At 71.1% G+C, this 17,683-nt stretch carries 17 protein-coding genes; 12 read left to right on the top strand and 5 right to left on the bottom strand.

Going from position 1 to position 17,683, the window contains the following annotated elements; all coding sequences use genetic code 11:
* The first annotated feature begins 162 nt into the window (after window positions 1-162).
* From OG587_RS11740 to OG587_RS11760, 6 genes are all read left to right on the top strand, one after another.
* Window positions 163-519, top strand: coding sequence for a TlpA family protein disulfide reductase (locus tag OG587_RS11740; protein ID WP_329093821.1), 357 nt, complete (start codon window positions 163-165; stop codon window positions 517-519).
* Window positions 520-610: 91 nt separating this feature from the next.
* On the top strand, window positions 611-694 hold the full coding sequence (locus OG587_RS47140) for a putative leader peptide (RefSeq protein ID WP_350943563.1): 84 nt from the start codon (window positions 611-613) through the stop codon (window positions 692-694).
* A 62-nt stretch (window positions 695-756) separates the two neighbouring features.
* On the top strand, window positions 757-1,155 hold the full coding sequence (locus OG587_RS11745; RefSeq protein WP_329089609.1) for a DUF4395 domain-containing protein: 399 nt from the start codon (window positions 757-759) through the stop codon (window positions 1,153-1,155).
* Window positions 1,156-1,170: 15 nt separating this feature from the next.
* Window positions 1,171-2,010: a sulfurtransferase gene (locus OG587_RS11750; protein WP_329089611.1), complete on the top strand. Its 840-nt coding sequence runs from the start codon at window positions 1,171-1,173 to the stop codon at window positions 2,008-2,010.
* Window positions 2,010-2,306, top strand: coding sequence for a DUF1416 domain-containing protein (locus OG587_RS11755; RefSeq protein WP_329089613.1), 297 nt, complete (start codon window positions 2,010-2,012; stop codon window positions 2,304-2,306). The genes OG587_RS11750 and OG587_RS11755 overlap by 1 nt, the downstream gene beginning before the upstream one ends.
* Window positions 2,307-2,788: 482 nt before the next feature.
* Window positions 2,789-4,066: a hypothetical protein gene (locus OG587_RS11760; protein ID WP_329089615.1), complete on the top strand. Its 1,278-nt coding sequence runs from the start codon at window positions 2,789-2,791 to the stop codon at window positions 4,064-4,066.
* Here OG587_RS11760 and OG587_RS11765 read toward each other — a convergent pair.
* The 3 genes from OG587_RS11765 to OG587_RS11775 form a co-directional block, all read right to left on the bottom strand.
* On the bottom strand, window positions 4,056-4,811 hold the full coding sequence (locus tag OG587_RS11765) for a hypothetical protein (protein ID WP_329089617.1): 756 nt from the start codon (window positions 4,809-4,811) through the stop codon (window positions 4,056-4,058). The two genes, OG587_RS11760 and OG587_RS11765, sit on opposite strands and share 11 nt — an antisense overlap.
* Before the next feature lie 1,001 nt (window positions 4,812-5,812).
* Window positions 5,813-6,640, bottom strand: coding sequence for a hypothetical protein (locus tag OG587_RS11770; protein ID WP_329089619.1), 828 nt, complete (start codon window positions 6,638-6,640; stop codon window positions 5,813-5,815).
* Window positions 6,637-7,287: a hypothetical protein gene (locus tag OG587_RS11775; protein ID WP_329089621.1), complete on the bottom strand. Its 651-nt coding sequence runs from the start codon at window positions 7,285-7,287 to the stop codon at window positions 6,637-6,639. Before OG587_RS11775 ends, OG587_RS11770 begins: the two co-directional genes overlap by 4 nt.
* Window positions 7,288-7,454: 167 nt before the next feature.
* Here OG587_RS11775 and OG587_RS11780 point away from each other — a divergent pair, with 167 nt between their 5' ends.
* The 4 genes from OG587_RS11780 to OG587_RS11795 all read left to right on the top strand — a co-directional run bounded on the left by OG587_RS11780 (window position 7,455) and on the right by OG587_RS11795 (window position 15,075).
* Window positions 7,455-9,410 carry a hypothetical protein gene (locus tag OG587_RS11780; protein WP_329089623.1) on the top strand — a complete coding sequence of 652 codons (1,956 nt, stop codon included), beginning with the start codon at window positions 7,455-7,457 and terminating at the stop codon, window positions 9,408-9,410.
* 364 nt (window positions 9,411-9,774) lie between these two features.
* Window positions 9,775-12,747, top strand: a complete 2,973-nt coding sequence (locus OG587_RS11785; protein ID WP_329089625.1) for an ATP-binding protein — start codon at window positions 9,775-9,777, stop codon at window positions 12,745-12,747.
* 335 nt (window positions 12,748-13,082) lie between these two features.
* The gene (locus OG587_RS11790) at window positions 13,083-14,369 is read left to right on the top strand and encodes a MurT ligase domain-containing protein (RefSeq protein ID WP_329089626.1); all 1,287 of its coding nucleotides are present in this window, start codon (window positions 13,083-13,085) and stop codon (window positions 14,367-14,369) included.
* Entirely contained in the window at window positions 14,359-15,075 is a 717-nt protein-coding gene (locus OG587_RS11795) for a type 1 glutamine amidotransferase (protein WP_329089627.1), read from the top strand. Before OG587_RS11790 ends, OG587_RS11795 begins: the two co-directional genes overlap by 11 nt.
* Window positions 15,076-15,296: 221 nt before the next feature.
* On the opposite strand, the gene OG587_RS11800 is transcribed toward OG587_RS11795, so the two are convergent.
* Window positions 15,297-15,659, bottom strand: a complete 363-nt coding sequence (locus OG587_RS11800; protein WP_329089628.1) for a DsrE family protein — start codon at window positions 15,657-15,659, stop codon at window positions 15,297-15,299.
* A 67-nt stretch (window positions 15,660-15,726) separates the two neighbouring features.
* On the opposite strand from OG587_RS11800, the gene OG587_RS11805 reads away from it, so the two are divergent.
* On the top strand, window positions 15,727-16,236 hold the full coding sequence (locus tag OG587_RS11805; RefSeq protein WP_329089630.1) for an FABP family protein: 510 nt from the start codon (window positions 15,727-15,729) through the stop codon (window positions 16,234-16,236).
* Between the two features lie 215 nt (window positions 16,237-16,451).
* The gene (locus OG587_RS11810; RefSeq protein ID WP_329089631.1) at window positions 16,452-16,757 is read left to right on the top strand and encodes a DUF2470 domain-containing protein; all 306 of its coding nucleotides are present in this window, start codon (window positions 16,452-16,454) and stop codon (window positions 16,755-16,757) included.
* Window positions 16,758-16,821: 64 nt separating this feature from the next.
* Here OG587_RS11810 and OG587_RS11815 read toward each other — a convergent pair whose 3' ends face one another.
* The gene (locus tag OG587_RS11815; RefSeq protein ID WP_329089633.1) at window positions 16,822-17,607 is read right to left on the bottom strand and encodes a TetR/AcrR family transcriptional regulator; all 786 of its coding nucleotides are present in this window, start codon (window positions 17,605-17,607) and stop codon (window positions 16,822-16,824) included.
* Window positions 17,608-17,683 lie beyond the last annotated feature (76 nt).

Consider the following 17,683-nt stretch of genomic DNA (forward strand, 5'->3'; position numbering starts at 1 on the left):
CACCGGGGGGCGCTCGGGAAGGGCGTGGGCGGCGGGGGGAATGGGCCGGGCAGGTGGGACGGCGAGGGAATGGGCCGGGGCGCACGTCTGTTGTCGTGTTCCGTGACCGGTTTGACGGTGGTGATCGTCACCCTCGCCCTCGCCACGCTCGCGGGCGTGGTGATGCGGCGGCGGAACGGTGCGGCGCGAGAGGTGAGGGGCGACGTGGAGCGGCTCACGTCCGGCGACATCCACGCGGAGCTGGGGGAGCGGGCCACGCTCGTGCAGTTCTCCACCTCCTTCTGCCAGCCGTGCCGGGCGACCCGGCGGATCCTCGGCGAGGTGGCCGAAATGGTGCCCGGCGTCGCACACGTGGAGGTCGACGCGGAGTCCCGCCTCGACCTGGTCCGATCACTGAACATCCTGCGCACCCCCACCGTCCTCGTCCTCGACGCGTCCGGGCGGATCGTGAGGCGTGCCTCCGGCCAGCCCCGGAAAGCCGACGTCATCGGTGCCCTTGGCCTGGCGGTCGGCGAATGAGCGGCGCACCCTATCGCTCATTGAACGATCATGTCTCAGAAATTGGACAGGGATGTGACAGATGGCGGGACGCCGGGGTAATGTCGTGGACATGAACTCCACGACAGAGCTGCTCACGAAGCGGCGCGCGGTTGATTTCTGCCGCGTGACCACCGCTCTCTGTCGCATTTCCTAAGGGCGATCTCAAGCGGCCGTCGAGCCGCACCGATCTGCACAACCCTTCAGGAGCATCAGGCGATGCAAGTTGATTCCCGAGCTCTCCGCTTCACGGCGGCTGTCACCACCGTCATGCTCGCACTCGTCCTCGTGACGGACAGCGCGTGGCTGCTGGCCGCACAGGCCGTCGCGTTCGCACTGGGCGTTCTCGGCCTCTCGCCGTACGGGATGATTTTCAAAGGGATAGTGAAGAGCCCGCCGAAGGAACTGGAGGACGCCGCCCCGCCGCGCTTCGCGCAGGGGGTCGGACTCGCCTTCGCTCTGGTGGGCTTGGTCGGATACGTCGCACAGATCACGCCGCTGGCCCTCGGCGCCGTCGCAGTGGCACTTTTCGCCGCTTTTCTCAATGCCGTTTTTGGTTTCTGTCTCGGCTGCGAGATGTTTTTGATCATTCGCCGTTTACTACCCGCCGCACGATGATCCTGGAGGATCAATATGAGCCGCTCCGCCGTCCTGGTCGACGCTGACTGGGTCGAGGCCAACCTCGACACTTCCGGTGTCGTCCTCGTTGAAGTGGACGAGGACGCCAGCGCATATGACAAGGGCCACATCCGTGGCGCCGTGAAGATCGACTGGAAGCAGGACCTCCAGGACCCGGTCCGTCGTGACTTCGTCGACCGTGAGGGCTTCCAGGCGCTGCTGTCGGCCAGGGGCATCGCCAACGACGACACCGTGGTCCTCTACGGTGGCAACAACAACTGGTTCGCCGCCTACGCGTACTGGTACTTCAAGCTCTACGGCCACGAGAACGTCAAGCTCCTCGACGGTGGCCGCAAGAAGTGGGAGCTCGACTCCCGCGAGCTGGTCAAGGACGTCGCCGCGCGTCCCGAGACGAGCTACCAGGCCAAGGACCAGGACCTGTCCATCCGCGCCTTCCGTGACGACGTCGTCGCCGCGATCGGCAAGCTCAACCTGGTCGACGTCCGCTCCCCCGACGAGTTCACCGGCAAGCTGCTCGCGCCCGCCCACCTCCCGCAGGAGGCGGCGCAGCGCGGCGGTCACGTTCCCACCGCCCGCAACATCCCGTGGTCGAAGACCGCCAACGACGACGGCACCTTCAAGACGGACGAGGACCTCAAGGCCCTCTACGAGGGCGAGGGCATCGACTTCGCCAAGGACACCATCGCCTACTGCCGCATCGGGGAGCGCTCGGCGCACTCGTGGTTCGTCCTCCACGAGATCCTCGACCAGGCCAGCGTCAAGAACTACGACGGATCGTGGACCGAGTACGGCTCGCTCGTCGGCGTGCCGATCGAACTGGGAGAGGCCCGATAATGACTCAGGGATGCGCTGCTCCGGAACAGACTGTTGCCCTTCCGGCAGGGATCGATCTTTCAAGCCAGGCCGTCATCCAGGGCGTGGTCTCGGGCGCGGGCACGGCATACGCCCGCCTGCTCGACCACGCGGGAGAGTTCACCGGCGAGGTCGTGGTGTCCGACGAGGGCATCTTCCGCTTCTTCGCCGCTCCCGGTGACTGGACCGTCCGCATCATCGCGGGCGGCGGGGTCACCAAGGACATCCCGGCCCAGGCCCGCCTGGGTGAGGTCACCCAGCTCGCCGTGGCCGTCTGACCCCTCGGGTCCGGCCTCGCCACAGCGAGCCAGCAGGTTGACCGACCAGCACGAACCAGTACGAACAGTATGAACTGGCACGGTGAAAGGACCGGCGCTCCCGCAGGGGAGGCCGGTCCTTTCCGTTGTGCCGGATGCGTCGGCGGCTCGCTGTCCCGGTGGTCTGCCGGGTTTGATGGTTCGCCGTTCCCGAAGGCTCGCCGTTCCCGGTGGCCTGCCGGGTCTGACGGTCCGCCGGCTCCGGACATTCGCCGTTCCCGGCGGCTCACCGGGTTTGACGGTTCGTCGTCCTTGAGAGGACGGAACGGTGTCTCCGTCTTTTCGCGTCAGACGGCGAGACGGTCCGCCGGACGGTTCTCGACGCGGTCGAGGGCGTCGGGGCGTCGGAGGTGTCAGGAGCGCGGTATCCGTCGGTCTCACCGGTCGGGCTGCGTTCCGTCAGGGGAGTCGTTAGCATGCGTCGGGTGCCTGAAACGCCTGTTATGCCCGCACAGTCGCCGGCAGTTGGCCGGAGGCCCGCCTCGCTCTCCGCGGCCTCGCTGCCCATGCACACGCTCAGGATCTTCGGTGCCTGCGCCCTGACGCTGATCCTCTGGTTCTCGGTGGGCAGGGTGGTCCGGGCGCTGCTGATGGTGGCCGCCAGCGAGGTCTCCCACGGTGACTACCGGCAGGTACGGCTCGTCATCACGATGTTCGTCTTCACGTTGATCGTGCTGAACGAACTCGTGGTCATGGTCGGCATGCTGCACTCGGTGCGCGGGGCGCTCCGGGAGATCCGGGCGCGGCGGCAGGGAGGCGAGGCGGACGAGAGCATGTTCGGCGCGCTGAACCGCGCCACCCTGGTCTTCGCCACCATCTACCTCGCCTGGAGCTTCCATAACGCGGACGCCAGGGAGTTCATCGCCGTCGACACCGCCAGGCGGGTCGACCAGGACTTCTTGGCGGGCCTCGCGGGGAACGAGGTGGAGGGCGGTACCGGGCTCTCCACGCTGGACGTGCGGGTCTCCATAGGGGTCGCCGTGGTCGCGTACCTGCTCAAGATGTTGTTCAGCTGGTGGCACGTCAACGGCAAGGTCAGGGGCAGCGGCGTGTTCGCGACCTTCTTCGAGCTGGCCTTCGCCTTCTACAGCCTCAACGCCCTGTTCGCCTTCGCCGAGGCGCGGGCGGACTGGCTGGACCACCGGACCGTCGTGGCGACGGTCAAGGGCTGGGCCGAGGAGGCGGGCGAGGCCCTGCCGTGGTGGAAGTCCTTCTGGGCCGCGGCCGGGGATGTCTGGCCCCATGTGGTCGACGGCCTGATCGTCCCACTCACCTGGCTGACGGTCGCCTCGCTCGTCTACGGCGCCTTCGCCGAGGACACCCGGGCCGTCGTACGGGGGACGAGGCTCGACGACGTGGCCACCCGGATGGAGCGGACCCACAACCTCACCCAGAGCACGATGACCCGCGCCACGGCCGGGTTCCAGGAGCGCTGGGTTCCCCCGGCGAACGCCTTCCGGCTCGCCGCCCGGGGCGGCCCCGCGCTGTTCGGCCTCTTCTGCCTCGGTTATGTGGCGATCCGCGTGGTGACCGACTACGCGGACCGGGGTGTGCGGATGCTGATCGGCAACGAGGACCCGTTCGTCTGGGTGGCGCTGGCCGGGCCGGTCGCCTTCGTCAGGGACCTGCTGGTGCTGACGCTGACCGTGTGCCTGCTGGCGGCCACGTTCGACATCGCGGCCACCCGCAGCCGTGAGGCGGGGGAGACGCTCACCGCCTGAAGCGCAGCACCTGGTCCTGGACGGGGTCCTTCTCCTTCGCGGTTCTCTTGAAGGTGTCCGTGAGGGACTCGTTCTCCACGACGCGGTAGGTGGCGGGGCGGACATGGACCTCGACCTGCCCGGCCAGTTTCCTGGGCACCACGCCGACCATGTTGTAGGAGTAGGCGGTACCGACCCTGTGGTCCTTGACCTCGTCCGGGAGGTCGTCGCTCTCGGGGAGCACCTTCCACGCGCGGCCGTCGGAATGCCTGACCTCGACCTCGGGATCACCACGCCGGCTGACGCCCTCGGCGTCCAGCGAGGTCCTCGTCACCTTGATTTTCAGCCACTGGCGGTCGGCCGGGAGGGGCTTCTGGCCGGGCATGCTGTTCACCTGCTCTACCGAGGCCCTCCATGACACGTGCATCAGCGTCATGGCGCCCCCGGCGGCGACGGTGTGGATCCTGTCGGCGGGGTTGCCGGTCCGGTAGACGGTGTAACCGTTCCACGTGGAGAGCGCGATGCCGAGCCCCACGGCCACGATCGCCCCACCGACCCGCAGCGCCGTACGGCGTCCCCGCCTCGGCGGGGTCTCCTCCGCGGCCGGTGAGGTCTCCGGCGCGGAACGTTCCCCGGGAGGCGCGTCGGCCGGTACGGCGGCGGGGGCGACCGTCGGCGTCCCGGTTCCGGTGGCGGAGGGCCTGGGCAGCGGGGGCCCGGGGACGGAGGGGAACGGCTGGGTCGAGGCTCCCGGCGGCTCTTCCACGGGTGGCTTGGGAGGCCAGACCTGTTCGTCCGGGAATGTCCGCAGAGGGCCGGGCATCCACCGGTCACCGCCCGGAGGTTGCCGGCGCTGGGGCGGGGTGGGGCGGCTCCGGGCACGGGCCGGGGGCGTGGCGGGGAGATCCGCGGACGGTGCGGGAGGTGCGGCGGGGAGGTCCGGAGCCGGGGTGGGAGGCGCCGGCGGCGCGGCGGGCCGCGGCCGGGGGGCGGGGGGCGGCTGTGGTGAGGGGGAAACCCTCTGCCCGGCATGGCGGTTTCCCGGCTCGGGCGGGTTCAGCCGCCGGGCCCGTGGCGGCGCGGGCCGTCCCGGGTTCTGTCCGGTACGTGGTTGGGTCGCGGGGAGCTCCGGGGTCTGCCCGGTACGTGGTTGGGTCGCGGGGGGTTCCGGGGTCTGCCCGGTACGCGTCCGCTGGGGCACGGGGGGTTCCGCGTGACGTCCACGAGGTTGCGTGGGCGCGTTGTCGTCGAAACCGGGCGGTGCCGGGTGCCTGGCGGGGGCGTCGAGAGCACCGGGAACGGTGGGGGCGCCGGAGGTCATCGGGCCGGGCGGTGCCGGATGCTCGCCGGGAGTAGCGGGACCGACAACAAGAACACCGGGAGTACCGGGACCGACAACAGGAGCACCGGGGGCACCGGGACCGGCGGGAGCGCCGAAAGACGGCGGGCCGGGTGGTGCCGGATGCCCGTCGGAAGCGCCCGGCCCGCCGGGAGCGCCGGGAGGCGCCGGCCAGGTGCCGAGGGTGGCGGGCCAGGGGCTGCCTCGGTAGGGATCGTGAGACGGTCCGGAAGGATGACCTTCCGGGACGGGCCGATCCCGTCGTACGGGCCGGTCCTCCCAAGAAGACCGGTCCTCCCAAGTGGACCGGTCTTCTGCGGATCGATCTTCTCGCGCGAGCCGCTCCTCGTGCGCGAGCCGCTCCTCCCGCGAGGCGAACCAGTCGCGGCCCTGCTCGTCCTCGGGACCTCCCTGGTATGGCGTCCCCATCAGTTCCTGCTCGCCAACTCGTAGACGTCCTTCGCGGTGGAGGTCAGTCGTCGCGCGGCCGTTTCGTCCAGGCCCAGGTCAATCTCGATCTCGGGTCCGTTCGGCTCGACGATGAAACCGGATGAGGGGGCGAGCAGGATCCGGGAGTCCGGGAGTTCCCCGGGCGGGATCTCGAAGACCGCCACTCCCTCGGTCCACCAGCCGGGCTGGATGTAGGAATGGGTGATGGTCGACATCGGGTCCACCCTGTCGGAGGCCACGTAGCGGCGCCCGCCGGCCGTCAGCAACCGGGGAGGTCCGAACTGCTGCGGCTCCCAGGTCGCCGTGGCGGCCACCTCCACGATGATGAAGATCCCCTTGGCGGTCACGCGTTCCTGCTCGCCGGCCTTCATGGCCGTGATGGCCTTGGCCGCGTGCACCGCCCTGACCCGCGCGGAGATCCGCGAGCCGGTGACCTCCTCGTTGATGGCGCCGGTCGAGGTGAGGGGCGCGTTGTGGTCGGCGATTTCCGCGCCGAAGGCCTGCAGCCCCACGGCGGCGGTCGCCAGCGCGATCCCGGCCAGCACGGCACCGGCGGCGCGCCACCGGCTCGGCCGCGCGGCGGTTCTGCGGCGGGCGGGCGCCCCGGGCCGGGAGCGGGTCTCGGGCCGGGGACGGTCCTCAGGCCGAAGACGGTCCTCGGGCCGGGAACGGGTCTCGGAACGGGTCTCGGGTCGAAGATGGTCCTCGGGCCGGGGACGCGTCTCGGGCCGGGAACGCGTCTCAGGCCGGGGGCGGTCCTCAGGTTGGGAACGTGTCTCGGGCTGGGGGCGGGAGGAGACGTTCACGAGCGAGCTCCCTCCGGTACGACGGGAAGCGTGACCTGGGCCGCGACCACGGGCTTCTCCTTGCCACCGTCGTCCTTCGCCACCACGAACCAGCCCGGCGCGAGGGTGATCCCCTCGTTCCACTCGTACTTGCCGACGTCGATCGTCAGCTGTTTGGGAGGCCGCTGCCTGCCCTCCAGCTCGTACCTGACCACGACACTGGTCGGCAGGGCCGGATGCAGCTGGCTGCTCTCGCCCCCTCCGGTGGGGGTGAACACCGACGCGCCGTACTTGCCCTTGATCGCCGGGGTTATCTTGAGCAGGGACGCGCCGAAGGACCCGCCGCCGGGCGGTCCGCCCTCGTAGGGCAGTCCCATGTCGGCGGTCTCGTCGCCCTTGTTGAGGACCCGGAACTCGATCTCCAGGAAACGCTTGGCCGGGCTGCCGAACAGGCCCGGCTCGCTCGTGGTGCGGGACCCGACGAACGTGGTCGTGAACTGTTCCTGATCCACGGTCGAGCCCTGGCCCAGCCGCTTGGGAGGCGTGTCGGGGGCCGTGGCGAAGCCGCCGAGGGCGGCGGTGACTCCCAGACCGGCGGCCGTCACCAGAGCGGCGAGCGGGACCGCGATGGGGCGCCGTCTGGTGGGACCCTCGGGAGGGGCAGTCATGAGAAACGATGTTAATCGCTGACGTCCGTCTCATCCGACTCATCTGTCCCTTAAGTACTGGTAAACCTGGGGAAAATACAGCGGATTGACGGGAACGCTGCCCGAATATGATGGCGAACTCTTACGCTGTCTCCGAGGCTTCCGATGAGCCCGATGGCGGAGGTTCCGTGGCGGACGTGCATCCCGAGCATGCGCAGCTCCAGGCGGATCGGATCTACCTGGGCTGGCAGTACGCCTTGTTGCACCCTGATCCGGGTCCGGCTCCCAAGCGACCCTCGCCCGTCGAGAATCCTCCCGAGCCGCTCGACCCCGAGTGGGTGCGCAGGGAGCGCCTCAACGAGGACCTCCTGAACCGGCCGGTCAAGATCGTCCGTGCGTTCATGACGGCGCTCGCCACCCTGATCCTCGTCCTCGGTCTCACCGAGATGCTCAGCTGGTCGTTCGCCGCCGTCGGGGTGATCGCCGCCGGTGGCATCGCGGCGTTCTGCAGTTACGCCGTCCACCAGGGCGACCGGGCGGTACGTCACCGCATCAGGGAGCGCGAGGTGGCCGGTGACCGGCTGCGGGAGGAACGTGACAGGGAGCTCTTCCTCGCCCAGGAGGAGCACGCCGCCCGCTACCGGGAGTGGGCGGAGAAGAAGGAGCGCCACGACCGCCAGCTGACCTGGTACGCGGTGGCGGTGCCCGACGAGATCGACCGGATCGACGTGGCCGGGGGCACGCTGCCCGGCTGGTCGGCACTGATCACCCTGCTCGGCGCGACCCGCCTCTACAGCGGCGGCCACCTGACCGTGCTCGACCTGTCCGAGGGCGCGATCGCGAAGGACCTGATCGAGCTGGCGCGCAGGGGCGGCGACGACCCGCTGGTCTGGGTGCTGCCGGTCGACCTGCCCCGGCTCGACCTGGGCGCCACGCTGGCCCCGGAGGCCTTCGCCGACGTCCTCGCCCACGTCGTGAGTGTCAGCGAGGAGCACCGTACGACCAGGGATCTGTCGTTCGACAACGCCATCCTGGAGCGGGTCCTGGAGGTCCTCGGCGAGAGCGCCACGATCAACCAGGTCACCGCCGCCCTGCGCGCCCTGGCCCAGGTCGGCGACCCCCGCGAGGACCTGCGGTTCGGCCTGATCACCGCCACCCAGCTGGAGCGGATCGGCACGCTGTTCGGCCGGGGCGTCAGCGACCGGGTGGTGATCGAGCGGGCGTGGGCGCTGGAGTCGCAGCTGCGCAAGCTGGAGACCCTCGGCTCGGAGGCGGTGCGCCTGCCGCCCGCGCGCCTGCGGGTCGTGTCGATGGACCGCCAGGCGGGCGTGCTCGGCAACCGCGTCCTCGGCACGTACGTGGCGACCGCGCTCACCCACATCCTGCGCCAGTCGCCCGCCTCCGAGCGGCCGTGGTACCACACGATCATCGTCGCGGGCGCGGACAAGCTCCGCGGCGACGTGCTCGACCGGCTGATGGACGCCTGCGAGACCTCCAGGACCGGGCTGGTGCTCACCTACCGAGCGCTGACCCCGACCGTACGGGAGCGGCTCGGGCGCGGGCACGCGGCGGTGACGTTCATGCGGCTCGGCAACGCCGAGGACGCCCGGGTCGCCAGCGAGCACGTCGGCACCGAGCACCGCCTGGAGCTCGCCCAGCTCACCGAGACGATCAGCGCCGCCGGGGCCGGGATGGACGGCGGTTACGTCTCCACGGTCGGCCAGGCCGAGGAGGGCGACGAGGAACGCGACGTGAGCCACACGGACCTCAAGGAGGACATCACCGAGTCCACCGAGTGGGGCCGCCGCGCGACCAAGGCGATGGGGGAGACCGAGCGGGTGTTGCACCGCTCCAGGGAGTTCCTCGTCGAGCCCCACCAGCTCCAGCAGCTTCCCACCACCTCGGTGATCGTCACCGACGCCACCGCCGAGGGCCGCAGGGTCCGTCTCGCCGATGCCAACCCGGCCATACTGACCTTCCCCAAGACGACGCTGGGCGAGTTCGACGAGATCAGGGAAGCCGCGCTGGACCACTCGCAGGAGAAGCAGGAGAAAAAGGTGGAGCCGCGCGCGTCGAGCGCGTTCGAGGACGCGCCGCCCAACCTCGGCCCGCCCCCGGCGAGACTCGACTGGCGCCGCCGCTGATGAGAACCCGGCCGGTGGAGACTCGGGCGATGGAGACCCGGGTGAGGATTCGGACGGCAGGGTCTTCGACGGCGGGAACCCGGGTGGTGAGGGCTCCGGCCGGGGAGGTTCGGCCGGCGGAGACTCGGGTGCGGATCGTTCGAGCGGTGGCGTTTTCACCGGTTGCGTCAACGAGGCGTCCGTATGTCGTAATGGGATGGTCAATGCCGGGGTGCGAGCCCCGAGTCAGGTTCGACCGTGGTTGCGGGGGTGACCTACCCTCGATCTCGATCTCGATCTCGATCATGCGTCGGCCGGTACGACGGAGCGATCCGTGAAGCGTCAACCCTCCGGCCTGGAGCCGGGTCCCCCGGGTGGAGACCAAATGCAGCCAAGTGTGTCCCGTCCGCCCAACGCCCTGACCGGTCCCTGGTACAGAATCCAGGCGATCACGGCGCCCTCGCGCAGCTCCTCCGCCGAGTGGGACTTCGTCACCGTGCTGCCCGCCGTACTTTCCACGGCCCAGCGCAACCGTCCCTTCGTGGTCGGCTGGCTCTCGCGGGGGTCGGGCGCCCCGCTGGAGCTGATCACCAACGCGGGGCCGCTGACCCCGCCGCGCCCGCCCCGCAGGGCCGCCACCGAGGTCGAGCAGGCTCCCGGAGGTCCCGAGCCGCTGCTGTTCCCCAGCGGCGCCCGTGGCGTCCGGATCGGCGACGAGTGGCTCCGCGACCTGTCCGACCTGGCCTGGACCGTCTGCCCGGGACGGCAGGCCCCGCCGCTCGGCGGACGCCGCGAGCCGGACGCCGACGAGATCAGGCGGCCCACGCTCTTCGAGTCGACGCTGGTCACGCTCATGTCCCGGCCGTTCGCCTGGCTGGTGGTGGCCGAGCAGACCGACCTGCTCGACGCCGAGGTCTCGCACCTGCGCACCCAGCTCAACGTGCTGCGGCAGTACGGTGACGCCTCCGAGCGCTCCCGCTACGACGCCGAGCGGGCCGAGCGGCGCATGCAGGAGCTGGACGCCTTTCGCGAGGCGGGGCTCTGGAACGTCCGGGTGCTCGCCGGGGCCGCCGGACCCGAGGAGCTGCGCCAGATCGCCCCGGTGCTCGTCGGCTCCGCCGAGATGAGCCACCACCCCTACCGCCTGCGCAGCGCGCTGTCCGGCCCCGTGTACGGTTTCGCCGAGGCGCTGGCCACCACCCTGCAGGACCCGGCGGACGGCGCGGCCTCCCCGTTCGCGGCCACCGCCGGGGCGCTCGCCGCCCTCGCCGGGCTGCCGCACCGGGAGGTGCCGGGGGTACGGGTCCTCGACGCGGGCTTCTTCGACGTGACCAGCGAGGCGGACACCGTGCCCGGCGCGCTCACCGTCGAGCTCGGGTCCATCCTCGACGGCCAGGACAGGCCGGTCGGCTCGTTCAAGGTCCCGCTGGCCACCCTCAACCGGCACGCGTTCATCACCGGCGCCACCGGCTCCGGCAAGTCCCAGACCGTCAGGCACCTGCTGGAACAGCTCACCGGCGCGGGTATCCCGTGGCTGGCCATCGAGCCCGCCAAGTCCGAGTACGCCTCGATGGGCGGCCGGATCGAGCACCTCGCCCCGGTGACCGTGATCAACCCGTCGGCCCCGGAGAGCGTGCCGTTCAGCGTCAACCCGCTCGCCCCCGAGCCCGGCTATCCGGTCCAGGCCCACATCGACATGGTCCGCGCGCTGTTCATGGCGGCCTTCGACGCCGAGGAGCCGTTCCCGCAGATCATGTCGCTGGCCCTGCAGCGGGTGTACGAGGCCAACGGCTGGGACGTGGTCACCGGCTGGGCCGCCCCGGGGGCCGCCGTCCGGCCCGCCGTACCGACCCTCGAACAGCTCCAGCAGCACGCGATGGACGTGATCAAGGAGATCGGTTACGGCCGGGAGGTCCAGGCCGACGTGGAGGGCTTCATCTCCCTGCGGCTGCGGTCGCTGCGGGTGGGCTCCGCGGGCCGGTTCTTCGAGGGTGGGCACCCCGCCGACATCGGCGACCTGCTCCAGCGCAACGTGGTGCTCGCGATCGAGGACGTCGCCAACGACGAGGACAAGGCGTTCCTGATGGGCACCTTGATCATCCGGATCGTGGAGCATCTGCGGATGCGGGCCAGGAAGGAGCGCAGCAGCGGGCTCAAGCACGTCATCGTGATCGAGGAGGCGCACCGGCTGCTCCGCGACCGGGGCGCGGGGCGGGCCAGCACGCACGCCGTCGAGCTCCTGGCGGGCATGCTCGCCGAGATCCGCGCGTACGGCGAGGGCATCGTGGTCGCCGAGCAGATCCCCACGAAGCTCGTCTCCGACGTGGTGAAGAACACCGCGCTGAAGGTGATCCACCGGCTCCCTGCCGAGGACGACCGCCGGCTGGTCGGCGCGGCGACGAACCTGAGCGAGGAGCAGTCCCGGCAGGTCGTCTCGCTCCCGCCCGGTGTCGCCGCGGTCTTCGCGGACGGCATGGACCGGCCGCTGCGCATCCAGGTGCCGCTGGGCGAGGACCGCGAGCGTCCGGTCCCCGGCCACATGCCGCCCATCTGCGGCCGCCGCTCGGCGGCCTGCGGGCAGGAGTGCCGCGGCGGCCGGGCGTGCACGCTGGTCGAGCTGCGCGAGGCGGACCTGCTCGCCGGAGCCCCCGAGTGGGCCTGGCTGCGGATCTGGACCGACACGCTGGTGCTGGCGTTCTGCACCAACCGGCCGCTGCCCGGGGTGCCCAGGGCGCTGGCCGAACTCTGGTCGGAGCTCCCGCCGCGGCGGCGCGAGTGCCTGCTGGCCACGGCGGTGGAACGCTGCGTGGGCCGCCGCGCGTGGTCGCTGCGGACCGTCAACGACCCGACCAAGCTGACCGAGCAGGTCGCCGCGGTCGCGACCAGGCTGCTCGGCCCCGACCGCGACCCCGGCGAGCGGCCGGGGCCCGCCTGGGTCATCCCGCAGGTGCGATGGCTGCACGAGGTGGACAGGCTCTTCCCCCACGGCCAGCCCGCGCCCAATCCGCGCGGCTCCGCGCCGGTCATGGAGTACGCCCTGTTCAACCGCCCCGCGGGCGGCACGGAGCTGCTCGGCCACCGGGCCAAGGCGCTCCGCCACCACCCGCTGTCCATGGAGGTGGACAGGAACCGGGAGCTGGCCTGGCGGGTGATCCTCGGCGACGACGAGCGCGAGAGCGTGGAGCGCGACATCCTCACGGTCACCATCGGCGTCGACCCGTCGGAACGGCTCCGGCACGTGTCCCAGACCATGGGGGCGGGCTGGCTGGAGAGCGTGCTGTCGTGGCCGCACCGGTTCGTGCTGCCCTTCGACGCCGACTCGCCGGAGCCCGTGGAACTCGCCTTCGCCGAGCAGTGAGGGCGGTTCGACCGGGGTTGTTCCCGGCGGTGAGGAGGACTCGCTCCGTGAGCGTTCCCACGAGCTTCGCGTGAGCTTCCGGCGAGCGTTCCCACGAGCTTCGCGTGAGGCTTCTCCGTGAGCTTTGTTCGGGATCTTCCCGGGGCTCCCGCACCGGGTGCGAGGGCTTCCGTACCTCACCGTCACCGGGGGGTGCGTGTGACGTGCCGCCGGGGGGGACGGTGCCGAAGCAGGGCTAAGATCTGCGGCATGAACGATTCGGTGATTCCGGTCCCGCGGCCGGGCCGGTCGGCCGCCGGGTCGTCCCGCGACGGGTCGCCAAGCGAGGAGACGGCATGACTCAGCTTCCGCTGCGGGCGCAGCTCGCCACCGCTCTCGGCCGGACGGCCGCGACCCTGTCCCGGGTCACCGGGCGCGGGGACGGATCGGTGATCGGGGGCCGGGTCAGCCTGGTCCTGGAGCCCGACCTGCTGCGCAAGCTCGCGCACGACCGCAAGCTCGCGCTGGTGAGCGCCACCAACGGCAAGACCACGACGACCCGCCTGATCACCTCCGCACTGTCGGAGCTCGGCGACGTCGCCACCAACGCCTTCGGCGCCAACATGCCCGCAGGGCACGTCTCGGCGCTGTCGTCGGCCAAGCACGCCCCGTACGGCGTGCTGGAGGTCGACGAGAAATACCTGCCCGAGGTGATCGACACCACCGGTGCCGGGGTCATCTGCCTGATGAACCTCAGCCGCGACCAGATGGACCGGGCGGGTGAGATCTGGCTGCTCGCCCAGAAGTGGCGGCGGGCGCTGGCCGGGAAGAACACCCACGTGATCGCCAACGCCGACGACCCGCTGGTGACCTGGGGCGCCTCCACCGCCGCCTCGGTCACCTGGGTCTCGGCGGGGCAGCCGTGGAAGGAGGACTCCTGGTGCTGTCCCCAGTGCGGTGGCCCCCTCGACCGCAAGGGCATGGAGTACGTCCCGCCCGGCAGCATGGGCGCCGGGGCCTCCTCCGGCGCGGGGGAGAACGACTGGGCCTGCCGCGAGTGCACCTTCCGGCGGCCCGAGCCGTCCTGGATCCTCGACGACGACGCGGTGATCGACCCGCGCGGGCAGCGCTGGGTGCTCGACATCCAGCTCCCCGGGCGCGCCAACCGGGCCAACGCGGCGATCGCGCTGGCCACCGCCGAGGTGTTCGGCCTGCCGGTCGAGCGGGCGCTGCCCCGGCTGCGCGAGGTCAGGTCGGTCGCCGGCCGATACACCACGGTGGAACGCGACGGCCGGCACGCCCGGCTGCTGCTCGCCAAGAACCCGGCCGGATGGCTGGAGGCGTTCGACGTGCTCGACACCTCGCTTCCGGTGATCCTTTCGGTCAACGCCCAGGGGCCCGACGGCCGCGACACCTCGTGGCTGTGGGACGTCGACTACCGCGTGCTGCGCGGCAGGCCGGTCTTCGTGACCGGTGAGCGGCGGCTCGACCTCGCGCTCCGGCTGGACGTGGCCGACGTGCCGTTCCAGCTGGCGAACTCGTTCGAACAGGCGCTCGCCGCGCAACCGTCGGGCAAGGTCGACGTGATCGCCAACTACACCGCCTTCCAGCAGATCCGATCGGAGTTCGGTCGTGCAGTCTGACAGCGCCCTGCGCCTTGTCTGGATTTATCCGGACCTATTGAGCACGTACGGCGACCAGGGCAACGTCCTGGTCCTGGAGCAGCGCGCCCAGCGCCGGGGCATCCCGGTCGAGACCGTGCACGTGCGCTCGGCCGACCCGGTTCCCGAGGGCGGTGACATCTACCTCATCGGCGGCGGCGAGGACCGGCCGCAGATCCTGGCCTCCGAGCGGCTCCGGCGCGACGGCGGCCTGCATCGGGCCATCCAGCGGGGCGCGGCCCTGCTGGCCGTGTGCGCGGGCTACCAGATCATCGGCACCACGTTCGGCGGCGAGGAGGGCCAGCCGGTCGACGGCATCGGCCTGATCGACATCTCCAGCGGGCGCGGCCAGGGCCGGGCCGTCGGCGAGCTGGCGGGGGAGGCGGACCCGGCGCTCGGCATCCCGACGCTGACCGGCTTCGAGAACCACATGGGCGTCACCCGGCTCGGGGCTGGGATCCGGCCGCTGGCGCGTACGGCGGTCGGCGTCGGCAACGGCGACGGCACCGAGGGCTGCTACACCGGCAAGATCGTCGGCACCTATCTGCACGGTCCCGCGCTCGCCCGTAACCCCGGCCTCGCCGACCTGCTGCTCACCTGGGCGGTGGGTGCCCAGCTGCCGCCGATCGACGACGCCTGGTTCGACCGTCTCCGAGAGGAGCGCCTGGCCGCGGTGCTGCCCCACTGACCAGGTGTCGCCCCCGCCGGCGGGGATGTCTCACCGGCAGGGGCGGCTCACCGGCGGGAGTGTCTCACTGACAGAGACGTCCTACCGGCGGGGCGCCTCGTGGCGGGAGCGTCTCACCGGCGGAGGCGTCTCAGCGGCGCGGGAGACCGGCTGCCCGGCCTTGCCAGGCGGCCGGTGGCTCGACGGCCGAGGGTTCGGTGGGCGGGTGTTCCGGTGGTCTCTCAGTAGACGAGGGCCTGGACGCCCTCGCCCAGGACCTCCTCCACGAAGGTGGAGGCGCCCGCGATGCGTATGCCCTCGATCACGTCGTCGACCGTGATGTCCCGCCGGGCCGCGCACTGCGTGCACAGCGTCACCGTGCCGCCCGCGAGCACCGCGTCGAGCAGGTCGCCGAGCTGGGCCGCGTGCGGGAGGGTGAACTCCTTCGCCCGGCCGGGAAGGGCGAACCAGGCGGACTCGCCCGTCAGCCAGAGCGAGACGGGGACCCCGCTCGCCAACGCCGCCGCGGCCACCGTGAACGCCTGATTGCAGCGCTCGGGTGAGTCTTCGCCTGCGGTAACCTTGATCACCAGTGATCGTGCCATGTTCGCAGCCTATGTGTCCCGGTGTCACCGGCGCGAACCATATCGGAGCGGCTCTAGGCTCGTTTCCATGGACGTTCCCGAACTGCATCCCGATCTTGAGCCGATCGCCTTCCTCGTGGGTCGATGGGAAGGCGCGGGGGTCGGGGGATATCCGACGATCGAGAGTTTCAACTTCGGCCAGGAGATCGTCTTCGGTCACAACGGCAAGCCGTTCCTGACCTACAGCAGCCGCACCTGGCTGCTCGACGAGGCGGGCGACAAGGTGCGCCCGCTGGGCACCGAGACCGGTTTCTGGCGCCAGCTCCCCGGCCGCCAGCTTGAGGTGTGCCTGTCACACCCCACCGGCATCGTGGAGATCTACGTCGGCGAGGTGGTCTTCAACAAGATCGAGCTCCAGACCGACGTGGTGGCCCGCACCGCGACCGCCAAGGAGTACACCGCGGGCCACCGCCTCTACGGCCTGGTCAACGGCAACCTGATGTGGGCGTACGACATGGCCGCCATGGGGCAGCCGCTCCAGTCCCACATCTCGGCCGAGCTCAAGCGGGTCGGTGACTTCGTACCCGACGCGGAGTGAGGTCCGTCCCCGGCGGCGGGTGAGCCGGGGCGTCACGGTGCGCGGCTCAAGCGGGTCGGTGGCTTCGTACCCGAGGCCGAGTGAGGTCCGCCTCCGGCGACGGCGGGTGAGCCGGGGTGTCAGGGTGCGCGTCCGGTGCCGGGTGAGGCCGGGGCCGGGGTCCCTGACCGGTGCCCGAGGCCGGGTGGGGCGGGGCGCTGGCTACGCTCTGGGGCATGAGCACCCCTTTCACCCCCGACGTGGTCGAGGCCATCAAGCGCCACATGAACGACGACCACGCCGATGACGCGCTGCTGATCTGCAAGGGGCTGGGCGGGCAGCCCGAGGCCACCGGCGCGACGACGACCGGCGTCGACGCCGAGGCGATCGAGTTCGCCGCCGTGGTCGGCGGACGGGACGTCACGGTCCGCGTTCCCTGGAGCACCACGCTGACCGAACGTGCCCAGGTCCGTATGGAGGTCGTCCGCCTCTACCGTGACGCCTGCGCCGCCCTCGGCGTCCCCGCTCGCGGCGAACACTGACCGGCGGGTCCCCGGGCCCGGCCACCGATCGGCGGGCCCCCGCCGCCCGGTCGGCGCCGGGCGGTCAGGCCTGTTCGATCAGGGTGGCGATGCCGTCGAGCATGCGGTGAAGGCCGAACTCGAAGATGTTCTCCGGCTCGGACGCCTGAAACGCCTCGGCGCCGAACCCCGACACCATGGGAAGTCGCGCCGCGCGCAGGGTGCGATGGAGCGTGTCCTGCCGGGCGTCCGCCCACTGCTGCCGGGTGTGCTGGGTGGTCCGCGCCGCCTGCGTTTCCTGGGCGAGGGGCATGGCCGCGCTCTGCAGGTACGTGCCTATCATGATGGCGATCTGAACCATGGTGGCGAAGTCCAGACGGTGGCCGTCCACGGCCCGCATGCGCCAGTCCGTGTACGCCATGAGCCTCGGGGCGATCGGCGGCCGGGTGGTGGCCGCGACGAGGTGTGACACCCAGGGGTGATCTCGGTATAGCGCCCACTCCTCACGCGCGGAGAGCTCCAGCTTGGGCCGCCAGCCGTCCGGGCCCGGTTCGGGCAGCGGCCGTTCCCCGAAGACGGTGTCCACCATCAGGTCGTTGAGTTCTTCACGGCTCACGACATAGCGGTACAGCGACATCACGCTTACCCCGAGCTCCAGGGCGATGCGCCGCATGGACACCGCGGCGACGCCGTCACGGTCGGCGAGCTCGATCGCGGTGCGCACGATGAGCGGCTGATCCAAGGCCCTTTCCGAGATGCCCGCTCTGGCGCCGCCCTTGGGCATCTGCCGGACGTCGACGGAGACATCAGGCCGGACATCGGGTTGGACGTCGGGTTGGACGTCGACCGCGGAACGGTCCGAGACCCGCATCCGGTAAGCCCGTGCCCGGCACGCGCGCGAGCAGTATCGCGGCGGTCGCCCCCGTACGGCGGGGCGCAACGTCCGT

The sequence above is a fragment of the Streptosporangium sp. NBC_01469 genome (assembly GCF_036227305.1).
In the GTDB taxonomy this organism is placed as follows: domain Bacteria; phylum Actinomycetota; class Actinomycetes; order Streptosporangiales; family Streptosporangiaceae; genus Streptosporangium.

Excerpts from the sequence above, each read along its gene's own strand:
- OG587_RS11740 (WP_329093821.1), top strand. The coding sequence starts at position 163 with ATGCGGCGGCGGAACGGTGCGGCGCGAGAGGTGAGGGGCGACGTGGAG.
- OG587_RS47140 (WP_350943563.1), top strand. The coding sequence starts at position 611 with ATGAACTCCACGACAGAGCTGCTCACGAAGCGGCGCGCGGTTGATTTC.
- OG587_RS11745 (WP_329089609.1), top strand. The coding sequence starts at position 757 with ATGCAAGTTGATTCCCGAGCTCTCCGCTTCACGGCGGCTGTCACCACC.
- OG587_RS11750 (WP_329089611.1), top strand. The coding sequence starts at position 1,171 with ATGAGCCGCTCCGCCGTCCTGGTCGACGCTGACTGGGTCGAGGCCAAC.
- OG587_RS11755 (WP_329089613.1), top strand. The coding sequence starts at position 2,010 with ATGACTCAGGGATGCGCTGCTCCGGAACAGACTGTTGCCCTTCCGGCA.
- OG587_RS11760 (WP_329089615.1), top strand. The coding sequence starts at position 2,789 with ATGCCCGCACAGTCGCCGGCAGTTGGCCGGAGGCCCGCCTCGCTCTCC.
- OG587_RS11775 (WP_329089621.1), bottom strand. The coding sequence starts at position 7,287 with ATGACTGCCCCTCCCGAGGGTCCCACCAGACGGCGCCCCATCGCGGTC.
- OG587_RS11785 (WP_329089625.1), top strand. The coding sequence starts at position 9,775 with ATGCAGCCAAGTGTGTCCCGTCCGCCCAACGCCCTGACCGGTCCCTGG.
- OG587_RS11790 (WP_329089626.1), top strand. The coding sequence starts at position 13,083 with ATGACTCAGCTTCCGCTGCGGGCGCAGCTCGCCACCGCTCTCGGCCGG.
- OG587_RS11800 (WP_329089628.1), bottom strand. The coding sequence starts at position 15,659 with ATGGCACGATCACTGGTGATCAAGGTTACCGCAGGCGAAGACTCACCC.
- OG587_RS11805 (WP_329089630.1), top strand. The coding sequence starts at position 15,727 with ATGGACGTTCCCGAACTGCATCCCGATCTTGAGCCGATCGCCTTCCTC.
- OG587_RS11810 (WP_329089631.1), top strand. The coding sequence starts at position 16,452 with ATGAGCACCCCTTTCACCCCCGACGTGGTCGAGGCCATCAAGCGCCAC.
- OG587_RS11815 (WP_329089633.1), bottom strand. The coding sequence starts at position 17,607 with ATGCGGGTCTCGGACCGTTCCGCGGTCGACGTCCAACCCGACGTCCAA.